The organism is Rhizobium sp. CC1099 (assembly GCF_029714385.1).
In the GTDB taxonomy this organism is placed as follows: Bacteria; Pseudomonadota; Alphaproteobacteria; order Rhizobiales; family Rhizobiaceae; genus Rhizobium.
In genome coordinates, this window is sequence record NZ_CP121641.1 from 1668674 (window position 1) to 1686640 (window position 17967).

Genomic DNA, 17967 nt, shown 5'->3' on the forward strand with positions numbered 1-17967 from the left:
AGCACCTCTTGTTAAGAACCGCTGCTTGTCAGCGGTTTTTTTGGTGTTTTTCCGCATAAGCATTCGGCGCGAACGATGTTCCGGCGGTTACGGCGCGATTGCGCCGAAACCTGTCAGAATGGTCCATGCGACGCCGATTGCAGCGCAAATCGCCAGCGTCGTAATCACCGAAAGCTTCAGGTGAAAAATCGCTAAGGCGGCAAGCACCGTTAGTACCAGCGACGGCCAGATGAGCGAGGCTGGAACTGGGACATCGATTGAAACTTGTCCCCATGAGGCAGTGCGCACGTCGGCAAAAAGCACATGGACGCCGAACCAGATCGCAAGGTTCAGGATCACGCCAACGACCGCTGCCGTGATGGCTGACATCGCTCCGGTCAGCGCAGGGTCGCCGCGCAGCCTTTCGATGAACGGCGCTCCGAGGAAGATCCAGAGGAAGCTCGGAATGAAGGTCACCCATGTCGTCAGGACGGCGGCAAGTGTGGCAGCGAGCATTGGATCGAGCGGCCCGGGGTTCCTATAGGCGGCCATGAAGCCGACGAACTGGACGACGCTGATCAACGGTCCCGGGGTTGTCTCGGCCATGCCGAGACCATCCAGCATTTCCCCCGGTTTCAGCCATCCGAAATGCTGGACCGCTTCCTGAGCGACATAGGCAAGGACCGCGTAAGCGCCGCCGAATGTCACGACAGCCATTTGGCTGAAGAACAGCCCGACCTGCGAGAAGACACTGCCGGATCCCACCGTCACCAGTAACAACGCGACTGGTAGAAGCCAGGCAGCCGCAAGGCTGCCGGACACCCGCAGCGACCAGGCGAGGTTCGGCCGGGCATGGAGTGGTGTATCTTCGCCGAGGAGGGAATCGCGATCTTCGAGGATATCGCCCGAACCGCCTTTGTGTCCGCCGCCCACCTCGAACAAGGGCGATCCCGCGCGGCCGCCGAGGAAGCCAACGATGCCAGCTGTGATGATGATCAGCGGGAACGGGACGTGGAGGCAGAAGATCGCGATGAAAGCGGCGGCAGCGATGCCTATCATCACGTTGTTTTTAAGCGCTCTGCTTCCGATCCGGAACACCGCGTGCAGCACGACCGCCAGCACCGCGGCCTTCAGGCCGAAGAACAGACCGGCGATATAGCTTACGTTTCCATAGGCGGCATAGACGTAGCTCAGCCCAAGGATGGAGATGAACCCCGGAAGCACGAACAGAGCTCCGGCGATCAGGCCGCCAATCGTCCTGTTGAGCAGCCAGCCGATATAGATCGCCAACTGATGGGCCTCTGGCCCCGGAAGCAGCATGCAGTAGTTGAGCGCATGCAGGAAGCGATGTTCGCCGATCCATCGTTTTTCGTCGACGACGATGCGGTGCATGACGGCGATCTGTCCCGCCGGTCCGCCGAAACTGAGCGCCGCAACTCTTGCCCACACTTTCGCCGCCTCACCAAGAGGGACTATGTCGCGGCTCGCCGGGGCGTCCCGTTCCATATCCATTTACTTCGGCCACATCACGGCGCCCGCCTCGGGTTGGGCCAATTATGGGTCTCGTCGGTGGCGTCGCGGCACCAGCGGTAAAACGCGTCATAGAGCGTCAGACCGGCGTCGAGCTGCTGCAGGTCATCTGTGAACATCCGCGAAAGTCCGAGCGAAGCGGCGAGCAGGCCGGCTGCTTCCGGCGCGAGATCGAGCCTGGCAGTATCAGCGCCGCGAATAATGGTGGCGAGATGCAGCAGTGGTTTGGAAGTGAGATTGAATTCCTCGATCATCACGTCAAAGGTGCAGCGCTCGCCGCGATGGCTCCAGAAAACGTCCTCGATATCGAAAGGCGTCGCGCCAAAACGGTCGGCGACGGCCGGCACTTCCGATGCCGGAACGAACAGGAAGACGGCATTGGGATCGACGAAACGCTTGATCAGCCAGGGGCAGGCGATCCGGTCGATCTTGGGACGGGCCCGCGTCACCCAGACCGTACGGCCCTGCGGGTCACGCGCCGGCAGCTTGACATAGGGCACCACCTGGCCACCGGCCTGCAGCCACGCCTCGAATCCTCCTTCGAGAACTTCCGCGTCCGTTCCGAAATGGCGAAGATAGGCGGCCACGCCATGACTGAGCTTTTGCCCCCTCTGGCACACGATGACAGCCGTGCCGGCAACCTCGTGGCTCCATTCACTGACATCGGTGTGGCTGCGCCGGATCGACCCCGGGACGAGCCGTGGGTCGGCGGCAAAATCCTCGGCCGTGCGGACGTCGATAATGACGGGCACATTCGGCGTTCCGATGATGCGGTTGAGCTTGTCGGATGAAATTTCCAGAAATGACGGCATGACGCGTCCTCCGTTGTACGGGTTATCGGACGCGATACTTCAGCTGTCGCCTCGTGGGGTGATCGCGACCCCAGACCCAATCATGTGCTGCAGGCCCGCGGGAAGTCAAGCGCTGTTGGTGTGCCTTGCGGCGGCGCACTTTTCAACTGATAGCCATCGCGGCCTTCACGCCGTCCACGACGAACTGTGCTGCAAGTGCCGCCAGGATGACGCCGAGCAGGCGGGTGAGGATCGCCCGGCCGGTCACGCCGAGGAAGCGGTCGAGGCGGTCGGCGATCAGCAGCGCAGCCAGCATCAAGAGAAGATTGCCGGCAATGACGATGAGAAGCTGCGCGCGCTCGACGGAGGTCGGCAGCGAGCCCGCAAGCAGGATTGTCGCCGAGATCGCGCCCGGACCGGCAATGAGAGGAAGGGCGAGCGGAAAGACCGCGATATTCTGGATGTGATCCTTGGTGATCGCCACTTCGCTGGTCTTTTCCTTGCGGTCCTGCCGTCTCTCGAACACCATTTCGAAGGCGATCCAGAAGAGCAGCAGCCCGCCGGCGATGCGGAAGGCGCCGATGGAAATGCCGAGCACCCCGAGCACGCTTGCGCCGAACAGCGCAAAGATGGCGAGGATGATGAAAGCGATGACGGAGCTGCGCAGCGCCACCTGCTTGCGCTGGCTGCGGCTCATGCCGCTGGTCAGTCCCAGAAAGATCGGCACAAGTCCGGGAGGATCGATCGTGACGAGCAGCGTCGTGAAAGCGTTGATCAATTGGTCGGCGCTTGCCATCGTCTCTCCGGAACGCCATATGAAGGCTCGATTATTCGCGATTGTGAAGCGAGGTTTTCCATTTGGCAAATGACGGGCGGCGGGCCGGCGCTAAAAGCGGTCGAAATCGCTTGATTGCCGCCCTTCCGCCGCAAAGTCTGTTCAAAACCGCGGCTCAAATTGGCGCCGGGCAAGCCTTTCCGCTATAAATCTTTCAGTGATTCTACAAAGAGATCGTGATCTGTTTTGACTGAACAAACACCCCCAGGTGGCGGGAAGCTCCCGCCGGGCATCGAGCCCATCTCCATCATGGAGGAAATGCAGCGGTCCTATCTCGATTACGCGATGAGCGTCATCGTCAGCCGCGCGCTTCCGGACGTGCGCGACGGCCTCAAGCCTGTGCACCGGCGCATCCTCTATGGGATGTCAGAGCTCGGCATCGACTGGAACAAAAAATACGTCAAATGCGCCCGCGTCACCGGTGACGTGATGGGTAAATACCATCCGCACGGCAATGCCGCGATCTACGACGCGCTCGCCCGTATGGCGCAGGATTGGTCGCTCCGCCTGCCGCTGATCGACGGCCAGGGCAATTTCGGCTCCGTCGACGGAGACCCGCCGGCGGCCGAACGTTACACGGAATGCCGTCTGCAAAGGGCGGCCCATTCTCTGCTCGACGACCTCGACAAGGAAACGGTCGACTTCCGCGACAATTACGACGGCACGCTCTCAGAGCCCGTCGTGGTGCCCGCGAAATTCCCGAACCTTCTGGTCAACGGGGCAGGCGGCATTGCCGTCGGTATGGCGACCAATATTCCGCCGCACAACCTGACCGAAGTCATCAACGGCTGCATCGCGCTGATCGATGATCCAGCGATCGAACTGCCGGAGCTCATGCAGATCATTCCCGGTCCGGATTTTCCGACTGGTGCGAAAATCCTTGGCCGCGCCGGCATCCGCTCGGCTTATGAAACCGGCCGTGGTTCCGTGATCATGCGCGGCGTTGCCGCGATCGAGCCGATGCGTGGCGACCGCGAGCAGATCATCATCACCGAGATCCCGTATCAGGTGAACAAGGCTACGATGATCGAGAAAATGGCCGAGCTGGTGCGCGAAAAGCGCATCGAGGGCATCTCCGATCTCCGCGACGAATCCGACCGCCAGGGCTATCGCGTCGTCATCGAGCTGAAACGCGATGCCAATGCCGAAGTCATCCTGAACCAGCTTTACCGCTACACGCCGCTGCAGACCTCCTTCGGCTGCAACATGGTGGCGCTGAACGGCGGCAAGCCCGAACAGATGAACCTGCTCGATATGCTCCGCGCATTCATCTTCTTCCGCGAGGAGGTCGTTAGCCGGAGAACGAAATTCCTTCTTCGCAAGGCGCGCGAACGTGCGCATGTCTTGGTGGGTCTCGCGATTGCGGTCGCCAATATCGATGAAGTGATCCGCGTCATCCGCCAGGCGCCCGATCCGCAGTCCGCGCGCGAAGAGCTGATGACGCGCCGCTGGCCCGCGGAAGATGTTGAAAGCCTGATCCGCCTCATCGACGATCCGCGCCATCGTATCAACGAGGATATGACCTATAATCTCTCGGAAGAGCAGGCGCGGGCAATCCTCGAGCTCCGCCTTGCCCGCCTGACAGCGCTCGGCCGCGATGAAATCGGCGACGAACTCAACAAGATCGGCGACGAGATCAAGGATTATCTCGACATCCTGTCGTCCCGCGTCCGCATCCAGACGATCGTCAAAGACGAGCTGACATCGGTTCGCGACGAATTCGGCACGCCGCGCCGCACCGAGATCGTCGACGGCGGCCTCGAAATGGACGACGAGGACCTTATTGCCCGCGAGGACATGGTCGTTACCGTTTCGCACCTCGGCTATATCAAGCGCGTGCCGCTGACGACCTATCGCGCCCAGCGCCGCGGCGGCAAGGGCCGCTCCGGCATGACGACGCGCGACGAGGATTTCGTTAGCCGGCTATTCGTGGTCAATACCCACACGCCAGTCCTTTTCTTCTCCTCGCGCGGCATCGTCTACAAGGAAAAGGTCTGGCGCCTACCGATCGGCACCCCGACGTCTCGGGGCAAGGCGCTGATCAACATGCTGCCGCTGGCACCTGGCGAACGCATCACCACGATCCTGCCTTTGCCGGAGGACGAGGAGAGCTGGGAAAGCCTCGACGTCATGTTCTCGACGACACGCGGCACGGTTCGCCGCAACAAGCTGTCAGATTTTGTCCAGGTAAACCGTAACGGCAAGATCGCCATGAAGCTCGAGGAGGAGGGCGATGAAATCCTCTCCGTCGAGACCTGCACCGAACATGACGACGTTCTGTTGACGACGGCGCTCGGCCAGTGCATCCGCTTCCAGGTCGATGATGTCCGTGTCTTTGCGGGCCGCAATTCGATTGGCGTGCGCGGCATCAACCTTGGCAATGGCGACCGCATCATCTCGATGACTATCGTCGGCCATGTCGATGCCGAACCTTGGGAGCGTGCTGCTTACCTCAAGCGTTCCGCTGTCGAACGCCGCGCCACGGGCGTCGACGAGGAGGATATCGCCCTGGTCGGCGAGGAAGTCACCGAAGAGGGACTGCTGACAGACGAGCGCTACGAGGAACTGAAGGCACGCGAACAGTTCGTGCTGACAGTATCACAGAAGGGCTTCGGCAAGCGGTCGTCTTCCTACGACTTCCGCATCTCCGGCCGCGGCGGCAAGGGCATTCGCGCCACCGATACCTCCAAGACGAGCGAGATCGGCGAACTCGTCGCCGCATTCCCGGTCGACGAGGGCGACCAGATCATGTTGGTCTCGGATGGCGGGCAGCTGATCCGCGTCCCGGTCGGCGGTATCCGCATCGCCAGCCGCGCCACCAAGGGCGTGACGATCTTCTCGACCGCCAAGGATGAAAAGGTCGTCTCCGTCGAGCGCATCAGCGAGCCGGAAGATGACGGCGAGGAGGTTGGCGAGATCGTCAACGAAACGCCGATCGAGAGCGGTGAGGCGCCACCTGCAACGGAATAATAATTCAACTAGGCTTTGGTTGAGAACTGGGCGGCCCCTGCCGCCCGGTTTTTTATGCGCAAATCCGATGTTCGCACCGCCGCGCTAAGATCGTTTCACCCACATTCTTTCGGATATTGCCAAAGCACGAGGCACGATCCCGCGAAATTGTCGGCATTGACGACATCGTGGCGTCGTTCACGGTGCGGCAGGCCGATCAGAGGCCACCGCCCGGCGAGCTGATCGCGGTTCCCGCGTACTGGGTTTGAAAGCGACAGGCTGCTTGTCTCGGTGAAGATTGCCGCTCTCGCACAAATTGCTGCGCGACAGCCGATTGCTGATCCCTGCGTCGAGTATATATTCGCCTTCCAACAAGGAAGGCGCCCATGGCAGTGGCTTCGCGGATCGCGAAAACGGGGGCATTTGCAGGAATCAATCGTCGCAACGGTCGTCCTGCTGTCTGCAGCCGTCTTCATCGCGATCGGCGATGCCCCGGCGCCATGGTCTTCCGTCCGCCGGGTGAGGGACCGGTCGCGCTGCCGGAGAGCGTGAAGATCCTGGGCTGGGGCACTGCATTCGCGTCGTGACCGGCGGCAGTCCTGATTGTGTGCGCAGGCCCTACGCTTCCGGTGTCTTGATGGTGCTGCGTTTCCGCAAAAGCGGCTGCCTAGCCTGGCGGTCGGCCTGAAACCATCCAAAGAAAAAGCCGGACGCGGGGACGGCGTCCGGCTTTTTGAATGGCCCCGAGCGCTGGAGGGGAAGGCGCTCAAGGGCAGGGGAACTCAACTCAGAAAGTGCTGTGCTTCTTCTCGCTGAACGCCTTCACTTCTTCGCTTTCGCGGCGAAGCGCGGAAACGGTTGACGCCACAGACACGATGAACATGACGCTGATGAGAGCGGTAAGAACAGTCAAGATCGTGAACATGGGCAGTCCTTTCCGAAGTTGCGTTCACGTTCCTCAGTACTGGCTTATGATGGCCGTGCGGGCCGAAGCATAAGGACCATATACCTTGGACGTATCGGTCTTCTGGTCATAGAGTGCGACAGTTGCGGTAAGCATTCCCGTGATCATTGCCATCCAGAATACATTGATGATGGTAATCTTATCGGGCATCTTGTTTTCCCTTCGTGCAGCGTATCGCATCTACGCTTCGGTTAAGTGAACGTATCCGTCTGAAAATGGTTCCGGCGGATGTTGGCGTGTCGTTTAGCAAGCCCGGTCTGAAGCGACCTTGAATGCCTTGTTCATCTGGCGTTCAGATTCGGGAGCAGGTCTCAACGCGCCCTTCCGAGCTGCCGCATGATGGCGTGATGCTCGCTGACTTCGGCGCGCACCCAGCGCATCGTATAGCGGTCCTGCAGGTAGCCATATGCCAGCTCCGCAAGCAGGGAGAGAACGACGGCAAGGGCGAGAAGCAGGATCAGCATGTCGATATCTTTCGGAAGTGTCCGATGCGGGTGGCATCGGCTGCGTTGCTGTTTCCGATTATGCGTACCGCATCTGAAACCGCGTTGAACGCGGCATTCATCGACCGTTCAGCAGGGCGGCAAATGACTTGCGGGATGCGGGTATCCATGACAAAAGGCATCGAACAAAACGGCCGGGTCCTATGACGACTGCTTTTTATCCGGGGTCCTTCGACCCGCTCACCAACGGACACCTGGACGTGCTCGTCCAGGCGCTGAACATCGCCGAAAGAGTGATCGTTGCGATCGGCATCCACCCCGGCAAGGCGCCGCTGTTTTCATTCGAGGAGAGGGCGGAGCTGATCCGAAACGCGCTTGCCGATGCCATGCCGCAGAAAAGCGGCAGCATCTCTGTCGTCTCCTTCGACAATCTGGTCGTAGATGCCGCGCGCATGCATGGCGCGGCGCTGCTCATCCGCGGCCTTCGTGATGGCACCGACCTCGACTACGAAATGCAGATGGCGGGCATGAATCGGCAGATGGCACCGGATGTGCAGACCATCTTTCTGCCGGCAGGGACGGCCTCACGGCCCATTACCGCCACATTGGTCCGTCAAATCGCGGCCATGGGCGGCGACGTCAGCGCCTTTGTGCCGGCCGCCGTTTTGAAGGCCCTTCGATCCAAGCGCAAATCTTGAGGCGTTTTCCGCCGCAACGGAGCTCACATGAAACTTTTCTATATTGCATTTGCCGGCGTGCTTTACCTCGCCTCCTTCGTTGGCGACGTGTTTGCCCAGGCCGACCACACGTTGACGATCCAACTCAAGGATGGTCCCGTCGTGATCCAGCTGATGCCGGACGCGGCTCCCAAGCACGTAGCGCAGATCGAGGCGCTGGCGAAGAAGGGGGCCTATGACAACGTGGCCTTCCACCGCGTCATCGACGGCTTCATGGCGCAGACCGGCGACGTGCAGTACGGCAATATGTCGAAGGGCTACGATCCGAGCCTTGCGGGCACCGGCGGCTCCGATCTGCCGAACATTCCGGCCGAATTCTCCAAGAAGCCGTTCGTTCGCGGCACGGTGGGCATGGCGCGTGCCCAGGATCCGAATTCGGCAAACTCGCAGTTCTTCATCATGTTCGCGGACGGCTCCTTCCTGAACGGCCAGTACACGGTGGTCGGCAAGGTCGTCTCCGGCATGGAAAACGTCGACAAGATCAAGCGCGGCGCCGGCCAAAACGGCGAAGTGACCGATCCCGACCGCATGGTCAAAGTTACCGCCGGCAAGTGATTTAGTGAAAAGAGGAGAATGAAAATGGCCGAGATCAAGGATCCGGAAAACACCGTTATCCTGGAAACCACCAAGGGCAAGGTTGTCATCCAGCTGCTGCCGCAGGTGGCCCCCGAGCATGTCGCCCGGATTAAGGAGCTTTCTCGCGAAAAGGCCTATGACGGTGTCGTCTTCCACCGGGTCATCCCTGACTTCATGGCACAGACCGGCGACGTCCAGTTCGGCAAGAAGGGCGGCGAGAACTTCAACCCGGGCCGCGCCGGCATGGGCGGCTCGTCGAAGCCTGACCTGAAGGCAGAATTCTCCGCGACGCCGCATGTCCGCGGCACCTGCTCGATGGCGCGCTCGCAAAGTCCGAACTCGGCAAACAGCCAGTTCTTCATCTGCTTCACCGATGCGCCGTGGCTGAACAAGCAATACTCCGTCTGGGGCCAGGTCATCGAAGGCATGGATGTGGTCGACACGATCAAGAAGGGCGAACCGGTCAGCGATCCGGACTCCATCGTCTCGATGCGGGTTGCCGCCGACGCCTGATTGTGATTTCTGCTGAAACCCGCCCTTGCGCGAAGGCGCCGGGCGGGTTTCGCTTTGCCTGAAAGTGCCCGATGCGCGTAGACCTTTTCGATTTCGACCTTCCGGCTGAACGGATCGCCTTGCGGCCCGCCGAGCCACGCGATAGCGCGCGCCTGCTCGTCATCGATCCGCATGCTGAACCGGCTCTCGGCGACCATGCCGTCAGCGAGCTGCCGTCGTTCCTGCGGGCAGGGGATGCGCTTGTCTTCAATGACACCAAGGTCATTCCCGCGCAGCTCGAGGGCGTCCGCCATCGTGAAGGGGCAGGCGGCCAGCAGGTCTCGGCGACATTGCATATGCGCGTCGGCGCCAGCCGCTGGAAGGCTTTTTCCAAGCCCGGCAAACGCATTAAGGTCGGCGATCGTATCGCCTTCGGCCACGGCGGTGAAAGCTGCTTCCTCGGCCAGCTCGATTGCACCGTCGAGGAGAAAGGCGAGGGCGGTGAAGTCACCCTTGCCTTCGATCTTTCCGGCCCGGCGCTGGACGAGGCAATCGCCTCCGTCGGCCATATCCCGCTGCCGCCCTACATCGCCGCCAAGCGTCCGGACGACGAACGCGACCGCACCGATTACCAGACGATCTATGCCCGCGAGGAAGGTGCCGTCGCAGCGCCCACCGCCGGCCTGCATTTCACGCCACGACTTTTTGAGGCAATCGACAAGGCCGGCGTCGAGCGCCATTTCGTGACGCTGCATGTCGGCGCCGGTACCTTCCTGCCGGTCAAGGCCGATGATACTGACGATCACAAGATGCATCTCGAAAGCGGCTATGTCAGCGCCGAGACGGCGGCAAAGCTGAATGCCGTCAAGGCGAGGGGCGGGCGCATCATTTGTGTCGGCACGACATCGCTACGGCTGATCGAAAGCGCGACCGCGGACGATGGAGGAATCCGCGCCTGGGCGGGCGCCACCGGCATCTTCATCACGCCCGGCTACCGTTTCAAGGCAGTCGATATCCTGATGACCAATTTCCACCTGCCGCGCTCGACGCTCTTCATGTTGGTTTCGGCCTTTGCGGGTTTCGAAACCATGCAGGCGGCATACAAACACGCCATTTCGACAGGTTACCGTTTCTATTCATACGGGGATGCGAGCCTTCTTTTCCGGAAAGACAGATGACCGAGAATTTCCAGTTCACGCTCAGAAGGACCGATGCAGGCGCCCGCCTCGGCGAAATCTCAATGCCGCGCGGCACCATCCGCACGCCCGCCTTCATGCCGGTCGGCACGGTCGGTACCGTCAAGGCCATGTATCTCGACCAGGTTCGCGAAACGGGCGCCGACATCATTCTCGGCAACACCTACCACCTGATGCTGCGCCCGACGGCAGAGCGCGTGGCGCGCCTCGGCGGCCTACACAGCCTCATCCGCTGGGAACATCCGATCCTGACGGATTCCGGCGGCTTCCAGGTCATGTCACTTTCAGGTCTTCGCAAGCTCGACGAGCAAGGCGTCACCTTCAAGTCGCATGTCGACGGCAGCCTGCATCACATGTCGCCGGAGCGCTCGATCGAAATCCAGGGGCTGCTCGACTCCGATATCCAGATGCAGCTTGACGAATGCGTGGCGCTTCCGGCTGAACCGCGCGAGATTGAACGCGCAATGGAGCTTTCGCTGCGCTGGGCTGAACGCTGCAAGGTCGCCTTCGGCAACCAGCTGGGCAAGGCGATGTTCGGCATCGTGCAGGGCGGTGACATTCCCGCACTCCGCATCCGCTCGGCCGAAGAGCTGGCACAGCTTGACCTCAAGGGTTATGCGGTCGGCGGTCTTGCGGTTGGCGAACCGCAGGACGTCATGCTGAAGATGCTCGAGGAAACTTTGCCGGTGCTGCCCGGCGAAAAGCCGCGCTACCTCATGGGCGTAGGCACGCCCGACGATATCCTGAGATCGGTTGCCCGCGGCATCGACATGTTCGACTGCGTGATGCCGACCCGCTCCGGCCGCCATGGCCTGGCCTTTACCCGCCGCGGCAGGGTCAATATCCGCAACGCTCGCCACGCGGAGGATCTGCGTCCGCTCGACGAGCAGTCGAATTGCCCGGCCTCGCGCGATTATTCGCGCGCTTATCTCCACCATCTCGTCCGCGCCAACGAGGCGCTCGGCGGCATGCTGCTCTCGTGGCACAATCTCAGCTACTATCAAGAACTGATGCAGGGCATCCGCACGGCGATTGCCGAGGGTCGCTTCGCCGATTTCATGGCGGAAACCCAGGAGGAATGGGCAAAGGGCGATCTCGAGCGCGCTTGAGGCCGATGGTCTGCCGGTTGTCGGCGCGAGCCAGGGCGCGCCGTGCCTGACGATCTTCAGGCAGGTCCAGATCACCGTCGGGACGCTGGTTCTGTTGTCGGTGCTGTGCGAATTTCTCCTTCATCCGGCTGCTTTTGCTTTCGCCGGCCTTCTCGGCGCCGCGCTCGCATTTTCAGGCATAAGCGGCTAGTGCGGCCTGGCGATCCTTCTTTCCTGCATGCATTGGAAAAGGATTGGCTGCACCGCCGTCAAATGCCTTTGCTGTCGGTGTTCGGCACGATCTGCACGCCGTTGATCTTGTAGCCGCCGTCGGGCTGCCGCATCATCTGGTAGATCGCCGTCCAGTCCTTGCCGTCCCGGCCGGATATCAGGACCTCGTGATAGATCATCGCGCCGTTATCGATGGAGCGGCTGCGGCCGAAAGCATAGTTCCCGGGATGATAGACGGGTTCGTAGCTCTTCTTCACCATCGCAAAGAAGACGCCCTTGTCCGGATACATCGCCTTAATGCCGGGCGCTGCAAAGGAATAGGCCGTCTCCGCATCATCCTTCAGGAAGGCCGTAATCTGATCCTCGATGATATGCCGCGTCGTCTCGACCGGATCTTCGGCCCGCGCCAGTATCGATACAAAGATCAAAGCAGCACACAGCGCAGACACAGAGGATAAAGCGCGCATGGATTTCTCTCCGGCGATATAAAGCGGAGTGTAGAGTACTTTGCAGATTTGGAAAGTGGGGCAGTTGCTGCGTTCATGCAGACTGTCACGTCGCACGGCGTCCTCCACCGTCGCGGAAGTCCTTGCGCTTTCACCTTGCATCTGTGTCGAAGACCGAAAGCGACATCCGTCCTCCGTCTGCAGCGGCGAGTTGGTGTGCCGCCAGCAACGGCGGTCCCGATGGAAGCAAGCGCGGCCGCACGCCCTTTTGAATTGGGAGATCTTCGGCAGTCATGCTGGCTCCCTTGGCAAAATCCGGCATACCATCGATGCGGCGCGAGGCAAGTGCCTCGATCAGCCCCGCCGTCTCTCCGCCATCAGAAACACCGCCAGTACAAAACACATAAGGCCAAGGAACGATGGCAGCCCTTGATGTCCGATCAGTTGCATCGCTAGTCCTGTCGCGGGCGAGCCCACGATGCCGCCGATACCCCATACGAACGCGAAGGCCGCGTTTCCGGCGATCAAGGCTTGACCGATGAAACGCTCGCCGAGTTGGATCAGCGACATGGTGTAAATCCCAAATGAGACCCCGCCCCAGACGAAAACGAGCGGCCAGATGAGCCACGCGTTGAAGAGCGACGGCAGCAGCAGGCAGCCGGCCAGCGAAGCCAAGGCACAGAATATCATGGTCCGCGTCGAGCCGAATCGTTCGGCCACGCGCCCGAGCAATATCTGCAGGACGGCATTGCCTGCGGTGAAACAGGCGATGAGCGAAGCGATACGTGCTTCGGCACTGCCAAGCGCGGCACCATAAACCGTGAACAAGGAAATCACGACCTGCTCGAAGGCGGCAGCAGTGAAAACCGCGAACAACAGAAGGGGTGCCCGTGCGAAGAAGCCGCCGACCGATGTTGCCTCACCTTCATGCGGCATCTTCGGCAGGCGCGGCACGACCGCAAGTACGATCAAGCCGCAGAGAGGGAAGGCCACGATGCCGATCATGAAGGGCGGCCAGCCCTGCGTGCCGACAAGGCCGAGCGACAGCGGGCCGATGGCGAAGCCACTCGAAACGATCGATGAATAGAGGCCCATGATGCGGCCCCGGCGTGGCGCGGGCGTGATCGCGATCAGCCAGGTTTCGCTGATCACGTAAAGCGGATTGGCGAAGAAGCCGAGGAGGAAGCGCAGAGGCATCCAGGCCCAGACCTCCTGCTTCCAGGCAATCGCGATCAGGATGAGCCCGGCGAGGGTGGAACAAAGGATCGCAAGCCGCGCCGCGCCCACCCGCCGCGCCAGCGTCGGAATGAAGGGCGCGGATACAATGAAACCCAGCGGCGTCATCGCCGCCGACAAGCCGATCAGGCCGGGCGCCGTCCCCTGCCGCTCCAGGATGAAGCTGAGCAGCGGATAAGTCAGCCCCTGTGCCACGGCGAACACCGTGACGGTCGCGATGATGCCCGCCATCGCGGCCCAAGGGATCCGATCCTCTCGCGGGGATGTCGTGCTGTGCAAGTGCCGGCAAACCGTTGCGGCACGCGGAAACTGGCGCTCCGGTGTCATTGCAGCATTCGCCTTATCGCTGCCAGAAGGGCTTGGCGATCTCTGCCTCGACCTGCCGCCTCGTCAGACCGATATCGTCGATCAAATGGGGATCATCCTTTGACTTTTGCTCAAGTTGCCAGCGAAGGCGTTTGCGCTCGTCCCAGGTCGCGATAACGCTTCGCAGGGTCGCCAGGCTGTAAGTCCGACGCGACACTTTCGCCAGCTCCACGCGGGGAACATCGTTCATGGCAACCTCCATATGGTTTGAGGGTCCAGAGCCCTCGACCTGAAAGAGGATGAATTCTGCAGGATACGAACGGCGCCGTAATTAAGCTCCCCCAAATAGTTCCAAAAACTTGCAAACAGGCTATAGATGCGCCGTATGCAGGGATCGCGCTTTGCCTTTGGTCCGTTCGTGCTTGATCCGGGTGCGGGAACGCTCCTTCGGAACGATGATCCCGTTGCCGTCGGCTACCGCGGACTAAAGCTGCTTGCGGCGCTTGTCGGACGGCCTGGCGAAATCCTGGGCAAGGCCGAGTTGATGGACGCGGCGTGGCCGGGCACAGCCGTCGAGGAAGGTAACCTCACCGTCCAGATCGCGCAGCTCAGGAAGCTGCTTGGTCCGGCCACCGATGGCGGTGAATGGATCGCCACGGTTCCGCGCGTCGGCTACCGCTTCACGGGGGCCATCGAATACCTCGGTGGCGCGAAGCAAAAACCTTTGCCACTGCCCGACAAGCCATCGATAGCCGTGCTGCCCTTCGTGAATGTCAGCAACGATCCCGAGCAGGAATCCTTCGCGGATGGGTTGACTGAAGACCTGATTACCGACCTGTCCAGGATCTCCGGCCTGTTCGTCATCGCGCGCAACTCAGCCTTTGCCTACAAGGGAAAGGCGATGGATGTGCGCGGGATCGCTGAGGACCTCGGCGTGCGCTACCTCCTGGAGGGGAGCGCAAGACGTGCCGCGGGGCGCGTACGCATCAACGCCCAGCTCGTCGACGCGGTGAGTGGCGATCATCTATGGGCGGAACGCTTCGATCGCAGCCTGGACGATATCTTTGCCGTTCAGGACGAGGTCACTGGCAAAATCGTGGAGGCGCTGCTCGGCCGGCTGCGTGCACCGCCGCCGCGCAATCGGCCCAAAAATCTCGAGGCTTACGATCTCTGCGTGCGGGCGCGCAAGCTGATGGATGACTCGCCGCAGACGGCGCGGGAAGCGCATCTGATGCTGACGCGCGCGGTTTCGCTCGATCCGGAATATGCCGAGGCCTATCGCTGGCTTGCCGTGAACCACTGGATGGGATGGGTACATAGCGGCGGACCAACGGAAGCTGCCCGCAGCGACGCTTTGAAGCTTGCGCGCAAAGCTGTAGCACTCGATCCCAACGATGCTGGCTGTCGCTGGAGCCTTGCTTACTTGCTTGCCTATGAGCGCAGCTTCGCCGAGGCGGACGCGGAATTCGCCAAGGCGATCGAGCTCGACCCGAACGAAGCCGACACCTGGGCGGCGCTATCCGACATTACGGTCCTGGCCGGGCGGGTCGAGGAGGGCCTTGAGCACATCCGCAAGGCGTTCCGGCTGAATCCGCTTCCGGCAAGCTGGTACTATCTGACGCTCGGCCAGGCGCTATATGCGGCCGGTGAATACGAAGCCGCTATCGAGACACTGCGTCGGGAGGAGACTTATCGTACAAGCTCACGCCGTTTCCTGGCGGCAAGCCTTGCCCAACTTGGCCGGCTCGACGAGGCGCGCGCAGAGGTCGAACTGTTCCTCGTCGGCAACCCGCATTTCACAACCCGCCACTGGGCCACGACGGAGCCGTTCCGCGACGCCGCGACGCTCGAGCATTTCGTTGATGGCTACCGCAAGGCCGGTCTTCCGGAGTGACCCTCCCAAACGGCCATTCAATCCGAAGGCTGCTGTATCGGCGCCTTCGCACCGTTCGTGCGACCTATTCCTCAAAGCGGCTCGTGGCGTCACGATCGCGGTCGTATCGTCTCGTGAGCGGAAACGGCGGCAACCAGGACTCGCGACGGACGATCCAGCTTTCGTAGGTTGGCATCAGCTGGTCAGGGGCATCCAGGGATCCCAGGTTCACTTCAATTTCGTTTGCGGTGCGTGCGAAAACGGGTGAGCCGCAGCGGGGACAGAAACACCGCCCCGCGTAGTCGCGTGCTTCGCCATCGATCGTCACCGCATCCTGAGGGAAGATCGCGGAAGCGTGAAAAAGAGCCCCATGATGCTTCCGGCAGTCGAGACAATGACAAAGGCCGACCCGGTATGGGAGTCCCGACGCCACAATTCGGACGTTGCCGCACAGGCAACCGCCGGTGAATCTGTCCATGTTGCGTCTCCTCTAAGGTCAAACGGTCGGACCAGCCTCGATCTGACCGGCCTGGTCCGGGTTGCAAGGCAGATAGGGGCGGGTGCATCACCCAGCCATGGGCTTTAGATCCCATGAGCAGTGAACAGCGGCCGGCGCTCTGTGAGGGGGGCTGCATCAAAGCACTCGCTCGGAAGGAATAGATCATGGGAACCACACCCGTTCAATCAGAAGTACAGGCCGCTGTCTGCACTGCTCTTGGCAATTTTGTGTCACCGAGGGTTGCCATTGAAGGGGTTGTGATGAAGACCGCATGACGGCGGCACACCAACCAACACAGAAATCCTTCAGGACTGATCGATCTTGGCGGATCCGGGTGAGCGAACCGGCTCAAAGTCTGGTTTCAGATGCCGAGCTTCAGAATGGTCCCCCAACAACCGCGACAAACGGCTTAAATCAAGCCCTAGCACCAGCAAACATTGCCGGCAGTTTCGTATTGCTCTCAACCGAATTTATCCGGGTGGCATTCGCTCGAATTTCTGCAACGAGGAATTAATCGTGTCCCACCCATGGCCGCGAATGGTGTATGTGACCACCTGCGGGTTGAATTGGCCAGGGTCGTCAAGGCTGGTGGCGGGGACCGCAATCAGCTCCGGCATTGCGACGGATGTCAGATAGACCGGTGTTCCACAGGTGGGGCAGAAGGCGTGGACCTTTTCGTTCCCGCTGTCGCCCGCTACCCGCCAGGTGTTCGGTTCGCCCGTAATTGTCACATCGGCTCGCCGGGGGAAGGTCAGATAGGATCCATGCCCCGTGCCACTTCGTTTCTGGCAATCCCGACATTGGCAGTGGTTCTCGAAGATGGGTTCGCTCCTCGTTTCATAGCGGATCGCGCCGCACGCGCATCCGCCGGCATAAGTCTTGGTCATTATCATTCTCCCGCTGGCAGACTTGTTGATTGGCACCGCAAGGGATCAGGCCGATTTTGGCTTGGCGAAAAGGTCAATGCCGCTGCCGGTTTCCAGGAAAGATTTCAGGCTGGACAGGACGGCCGGCCAACCTTGTTTGATGCCTTTCGCCATCCCGCTGTCGGCTTCGAGTTCGTCATGGGTGACGGTCAGCCGGACCATGTTGTCGTATTCCTCGATCGCGAACGTCACCCGACTGTAGCTTGCCGGGTCGGAGGCCTGCGAAGCATTCGCCCAGGTGATGACGAGACGGGTCGGCGGCGAGACCTCAATGACCTTGCCAACGAGTTCGACAGTCCGCTCATCGTTGGCACGGATATGTTCCCATTTCGATCCGGGCTTCCAGTCGGAGACGTTCTCGTGGCCCCAGTAGCGCCTTGCGACGTCCGGTTTCGTTATGGCCTCGAACACCTTTTCCGGTGTCGAGAGAATATAGGTCACGTATACAAAGCTGGTCATCTCTTTGGTCATTGTTGCTCTCCTTCGAGTTCCTTCTTCAGATCATGCAGCAGGCTAAGCCGCTGATGTTCGAATTTCCGCACCCACCGTTCGTAGACCTCGTGGAGCGGCACGGGGTTGATGAAATGCAGCTTTTCCCGACCGCGCCTAACCGTGCTCACTAGATTGGCCGCCTCCAATATCCCGATGTGCTGCGTGACGGATTGCCGGGCCATGTCCAGGTTGTCGCAAAGCTGGCCGAGCGTCTGCCCGTTCTTTTCACAAAGAAGGTCAAGCAGCTTTCTGCGTGTCGGGTCGCCCAGCGCTTTGAAAACCTTGTCAACGTCCATTGGTCTCACTCGAATGTGAAACCACAATATGCAGGTATCCACCTGCATGTCAAGCACAGGTATTTACCTGCATTTCAAGTGA

The 17967-nt window shown here is 60.8% G+C and carries 21 protein-coding genes; 8 read left to right on the plus strand and 13 right to left on the minus strand.

Translation table 11 applies throughout. The annotated features are described in order from the left end of the window. Positions 1-87: 87 nt before the first annotated feature. The 3 genes from chrA to QA644_RS08575 all read right to left on the minus strand — a co-directional run bounded on the left by chrA (position 88) and on the right by QA644_RS08575 (position 3096). Complete coding sequence (gene chrA / locus QA644_RS08565) at positions 88-1485, minus strand: chromate efflux transporter (protein ID WP_283071975.1); 1398 nt, start codon at positions 1483-1485, stop codon at positions 88-90. A 20-nt stretch (positions 1486-1505) separates the two neighbouring features. After that, positions 1506-2321 (minus strand): sulfurtransferase/chromate resistance protein, encoded by an 816-nt coding sequence (locus QA644_RS08570; RefSeq protein WP_074068102.1) that lies wholly within the window; start codon positions 2319-2321, stop codon positions 1506-1508. 142 nt (positions 2322-2463) lie between these two features. Then, the gene (locus QA644_RS08575; RefSeq protein ID WP_283071977.1) at positions 2464-3096 is read right to left on the minus strand and encodes a MarC family protein; all 633 of its coding nucleotides are present in this window, start codon (positions 3094-3096) and stop codon (positions 2464-2466) included. 225 nt (positions 3097-3321) lie between these two features. Between QA644_RS08575 and gyrA the strand changes: the two genes are divergently transcribed. Together gyrA and QA644_RS08585 are read left to right on the plus strand one after the other, a co-directional pair. Next, positions 3322-6105, plus strand: a complete 2784-nt coding sequence (gene gyrA / locus QA644_RS08580) for a DNA gyrase subunit A (protein ID WP_283071979.1) — start codon at positions 3322-3324, stop codon at positions 6103-6105. A 365-nt stretch (positions 6106-6470) separates the two neighbouring features. Further along, positions 6471-6671, plus strand: coding sequence for a hypothetical protein (locus tag QA644_RS08585; protein WP_283071981.1), 201 nt, complete (start codon positions 6471-6473; stop codon positions 6669-6671). A 200-nt stretch (positions 6672-6871) separates the two neighbouring features. On the opposite strand, the gene QA644_RS08590 is transcribed toward QA644_RS08585, so the two are convergent. The 3 genes from QA644_RS08590 to QA644_RS35145 form a co-directional block, all read right to left on the minus strand. After that, positions 6872-7009, minus strand: coding sequence for a hypothetical protein (locus QA644_RS08590; RefSeq protein WP_239598829.1), 138 nt, complete (start codon positions 7007-7009; stop codon positions 6872-6874). 33 nt (positions 7010-7042) lie between these two features. Further along, a complete protein-coding gene (locus tag QA644_RS08595) occupies positions 7043-7198 on the minus strand; it encodes a hypothetical protein (protein ID WP_022715592.1) in 156 nt (51 codons plus the stop codon). A gap of 161 nt (positions 7199-7359) precedes the next feature. Next, positions 7360-7512: a hypothetical protein gene (locus tag QA644_RS35145; protein WP_246763310.1), complete on the minus strand. Its 153-nt coding sequence runs from the start codon at positions 7510-7512 to the stop codon at positions 7360-7362. A 182-nt stretch (positions 7513-7694) separates the two neighbouring features. On the opposite strand from QA644_RS35145, the gene coaD reads away from it, so the two are divergent. The 5 genes from coaD to tgt all read left to right on the plus strand — a co-directional run bounded on the left by coaD (position 7695) and on the right by tgt (position 11601). Then, positions 7695-8189, plus strand: a complete 495-nt coding sequence (coaD, locus tag QA644_RS08605) for a pantetheine-phosphate adenylyltransferase (protein WP_074068109.1) — start codon at positions 7695-7697, stop codon at positions 8187-8189. A 27-nt stretch (positions 8190-8216) separates the two neighbouring features. Further along, entirely contained in the window at positions 8217-8783 is a 567-nt protein-coding gene (locus QA644_RS08610) for a peptidylprolyl isomerase (protein ID WP_074068111.1), read from the plus strand. A 24-nt stretch (positions 8784-8807) separates the two neighbouring features. Further along, positions 8808-9317, plus strand: coding sequence for a peptidylprolyl isomerase (locus tag QA644_RS08615; RefSeq protein WP_039844879.1), 510 nt, complete (start codon positions 8808-8810; stop codon positions 9315-9317). Positions 9318-9388: 71 nt separating this feature from the next. Further along, positions 9389-10474 carry a tRNA preQ1(34) S-adenosylmethionine ribosyltransferase-isomerase QueA gene (gene queA / locus QA644_RS08620; protein WP_239598825.1) on the plus strand — a complete coding sequence of 362 codons (1086 nt, stop codon included), beginning with the start codon at positions 9389-9391 and terminating at the stop codon, positions 10472-10474. Continuing rightward, positions 10471-11601: a tRNA guanosine(34) transglycosylase Tgt gene (tgt, locus tag QA644_RS08625; RefSeq protein ID WP_283071985.1), complete on the plus strand. Its 1131-nt coding sequence runs from the start codon at positions 10471-10473 to the stop codon at positions 11599-11601. Before queA ends, tgt begins: the two co-directional genes overlap by 4 nt. A 248-nt stretch (positions 11602-11849) precedes the next feature. Here tgt and QA644_RS08630 read toward each other — a convergent pair whose 3' ends face one another. The 3 genes from QA644_RS08630 to QA644_RS08640 all read right to left on the minus strand — a co-directional run bounded on the left by QA644_RS08630 (position 11850) and on the right by QA644_RS08640 (position 14049). Beyond that, positions 11850-12278 carry a DUF4864 domain-containing protein gene (locus QA644_RS08630; RefSeq protein ID WP_283071988.1) on the minus strand — a complete coding sequence of 143 codons (429 nt, stop codon included), beginning with the start codon at positions 12276-12278 and terminating at the stop codon, positions 11850-11852. A gap of 333 nt (positions 12279-12611) precedes the next feature. After that, complete coding sequence (locus QA644_RS08635) at positions 12612-13820, minus strand: MFS transporter (protein WP_283071990.1); 1209 nt, start codon at positions 13818-13820, stop codon at positions 12612-12614. Positions 13821-13833: 13 nt separating this feature from the next. Continuing rightward, positions 13834-14049 carry a DUF1127 domain-containing protein gene (locus tag QA644_RS08640; RefSeq protein WP_283071992.1) on the minus strand — a complete coding sequence of 72 codons (216 nt, stop codon included), beginning with the start codon at positions 14047-14049 and terminating at the stop codon, positions 13834-13836. A gap of 135 nt (positions 14050-14184) precedes the next feature. On the opposite strand from QA644_RS08640, the gene QA644_RS08645 reads away from it, so the two are divergent. Further along, positions 14185-15693: a winged helix-turn-helix domain-containing tetratricopeptide repeat protein gene (locus QA644_RS08645; RefSeq protein WP_239599551.1), complete on the plus strand. Its 1509-nt coding sequence runs from the start codon at positions 14185-14187 to the stop codon at positions 15691-15693. Between the two features lie 64 nt (positions 15694-15757). Here QA644_RS08645 and QA644_RS08650 read toward each other — a convergent pair whose 3' ends face one another. From QA644_RS08650 to QA644_RS08665, 4 genes are all read right to left on the minus strand, one after another. Further along, a complete protein-coding gene (locus tag QA644_RS08650; RefSeq protein WP_283071994.1) occupies positions 15758-16150 on the minus strand; it encodes a GFA family protein in 393 nt (130 codons plus the stop codon). Between the two features lie 491 nt (positions 16151-16641). Then, positions 16642-17058 carry a GFA family protein gene (locus tag QA644_RS08655; protein WP_283071995.1) on the minus strand — a complete coding sequence of 139 codons (417 nt, stop codon included), beginning with the start codon at positions 17056-17058 and terminating at the stop codon, positions 16642-16644. A gap of 45 nt (positions 17059-17103) precedes the next feature. Next, the gene (locus QA644_RS08660; protein WP_239598815.1) at positions 17104-17568 is read right to left on the minus strand and encodes an SRPBCC family protein; all 465 of its coding nucleotides are present in this window, start codon (positions 17566-17568) and stop codon (positions 17104-17106) included. Next, on the minus strand, positions 17565-17885 hold the full coding sequence (locus QA644_RS08665) for a helix-turn-helix domain-containing protein (RefSeq protein ID WP_239598813.1): 321 nt from the start codon (positions 17883-17885) through the stop codon (positions 17565-17567). Before QA644_RS08665 ends, QA644_RS08660 begins: the two co-directional genes overlap by 4 nt. Positions 17886-17967: the final 82 nt, after the last annotated feature.

Excerpts from the sequence above, each read along its gene's own strand:
- QA644_RS08610 (WP_074068111.1), top strand. The coding sequence starts at position 8,217 with ATGAAACTTTTCTATATTGCATTTGCCGGCGTGCTTTACCTCGCCTCC.
- QA644_RS08615 (WP_039844879.1), top strand. The coding sequence starts at position 8,808 with ATGGCCGAGATCAAGGATCCGGAAAACACCGTTATCCTGGAAACCACC.
- QA644_RS08630 (WP_283071988.1), bottom strand. The coding sequence starts at position 12,278 with ATGCGCGCTTTATCCTCTGTGTCTGCGCTGTGTGCTGCTTTGATCTTT.
- QA644_RS08595 (WP_022715592.1), bottom strand. The coding sequence starts at position 7,198 with ATGCCCGATAAGATTACCATCATCAATGTATTCTGGATGGCAATGATC.
- QA644_RS08570 (WP_074068102.1), bottom strand. The coding sequence starts at position 2,321 with ATGCCGTCATTTCTGGAAATTTCATCCGACAAGCTCAACCGCATCATC.
- QA644_RS08650 (WP_283071994.1), bottom strand. The coding sequence starts at position 16,150 with ATGGACAGATTCACCGGCGGTTGCCTGTGCGGCAACGTCCGAATTGTG.
- QA644_RS08585 (WP_283071981.1), top strand. The coding sequence starts at position 6,471 with ATGGCAGTGGCTTCGCGGATCGCGAAAACGGGGGCATTTGCAGGAATC.
- chrA (WP_283071975.1), bottom strand. The coding sequence starts at position 1,485 with ATGGAACGGGACGCCCCGGCGAGCCGCGACATAGTCCCTCTTGGTGAG.
- queA (WP_239598825.1), top strand. The coding sequence starts at position 9,389 with ATGCGCGTAGACCTTTTCGATTTCGACCTTCCGGCTGAACGGATCGCC.
- QA644_RS08640 (WP_283071992.1), bottom strand. The coding sequence starts at position 14,049 with ATGAACGATGTTCCCCGCGTGGAGCTGGCGAAAGTGTCGCGTCGGACT.
- tgt (WP_283071985.1), top strand. The coding sequence starts at position 10,471 with ATGACCGAGAATTTCCAGTTCACGCTCAGAAGGACCGATGCAGGCGCC.
- coaD (WP_074068109.1), top strand. The coding sequence starts at position 7,695 with ATGACGACTGCTTTTTATCCGGGGTCCTTCGACCCGCTCACCAACGGA.
- QA644_RS08655 (WP_283071995.1), bottom strand. The coding sequence starts at position 17,058 with ATGACCAAGACTTATGCCGGCGGATGCGCGTGCGGCGCGATCCGCTAT.
- QA644_RS08575 (WP_283071977.1), bottom strand. The coding sequence starts at position 3,096 with ATGGCAAGCGCCGACCAATTGATCAACGCTTTCACGACGCTGCTCGTC.
- QA644_RS08645 (WP_239599551.1), top strand. The coding sequence starts at position 14,185 with ATGCAGGGATCGCGCTTTGCCTTTGGTCCGTTCGTGCTTGATCCGGGT.
- QA644_RS08635 (WP_283071990.1), bottom strand. The coding sequence starts at position 13,820 with ATGACACCGGAGCGCCAGTTTCCGCGTGCCGCAACGGTTTGCCGGCAC.
- QA644_RS08590 (WP_239598829.1), bottom strand. The coding sequence starts at position 7,009 with ATGTTCACGATCTTGACTGTTCTTACCGCTCTCATCAGCGTCATGTTC.
- QA644_RS08660 (WP_239598815.1), bottom strand. The coding sequence starts at position 17,568 with ATGACCAAAGAGATGACCAGCTTTGTATACGTGACCTATATTCTCTCG.
- QA644_RS08665 (WP_239598813.1), bottom strand. The coding sequence starts at position 17,885 with ATGGACGTTGACAAGGTTTTCAAAGCGCTGGGCGACCCGACACGCAGA.
- QA644_RS35145 (WP_246763310.1), bottom strand. The coding sequence starts at position 7,512 with ATGCTGATCCTGCTTCTCGCCCTTGCCGTCGTTCTCTCCCTGCTTGCG.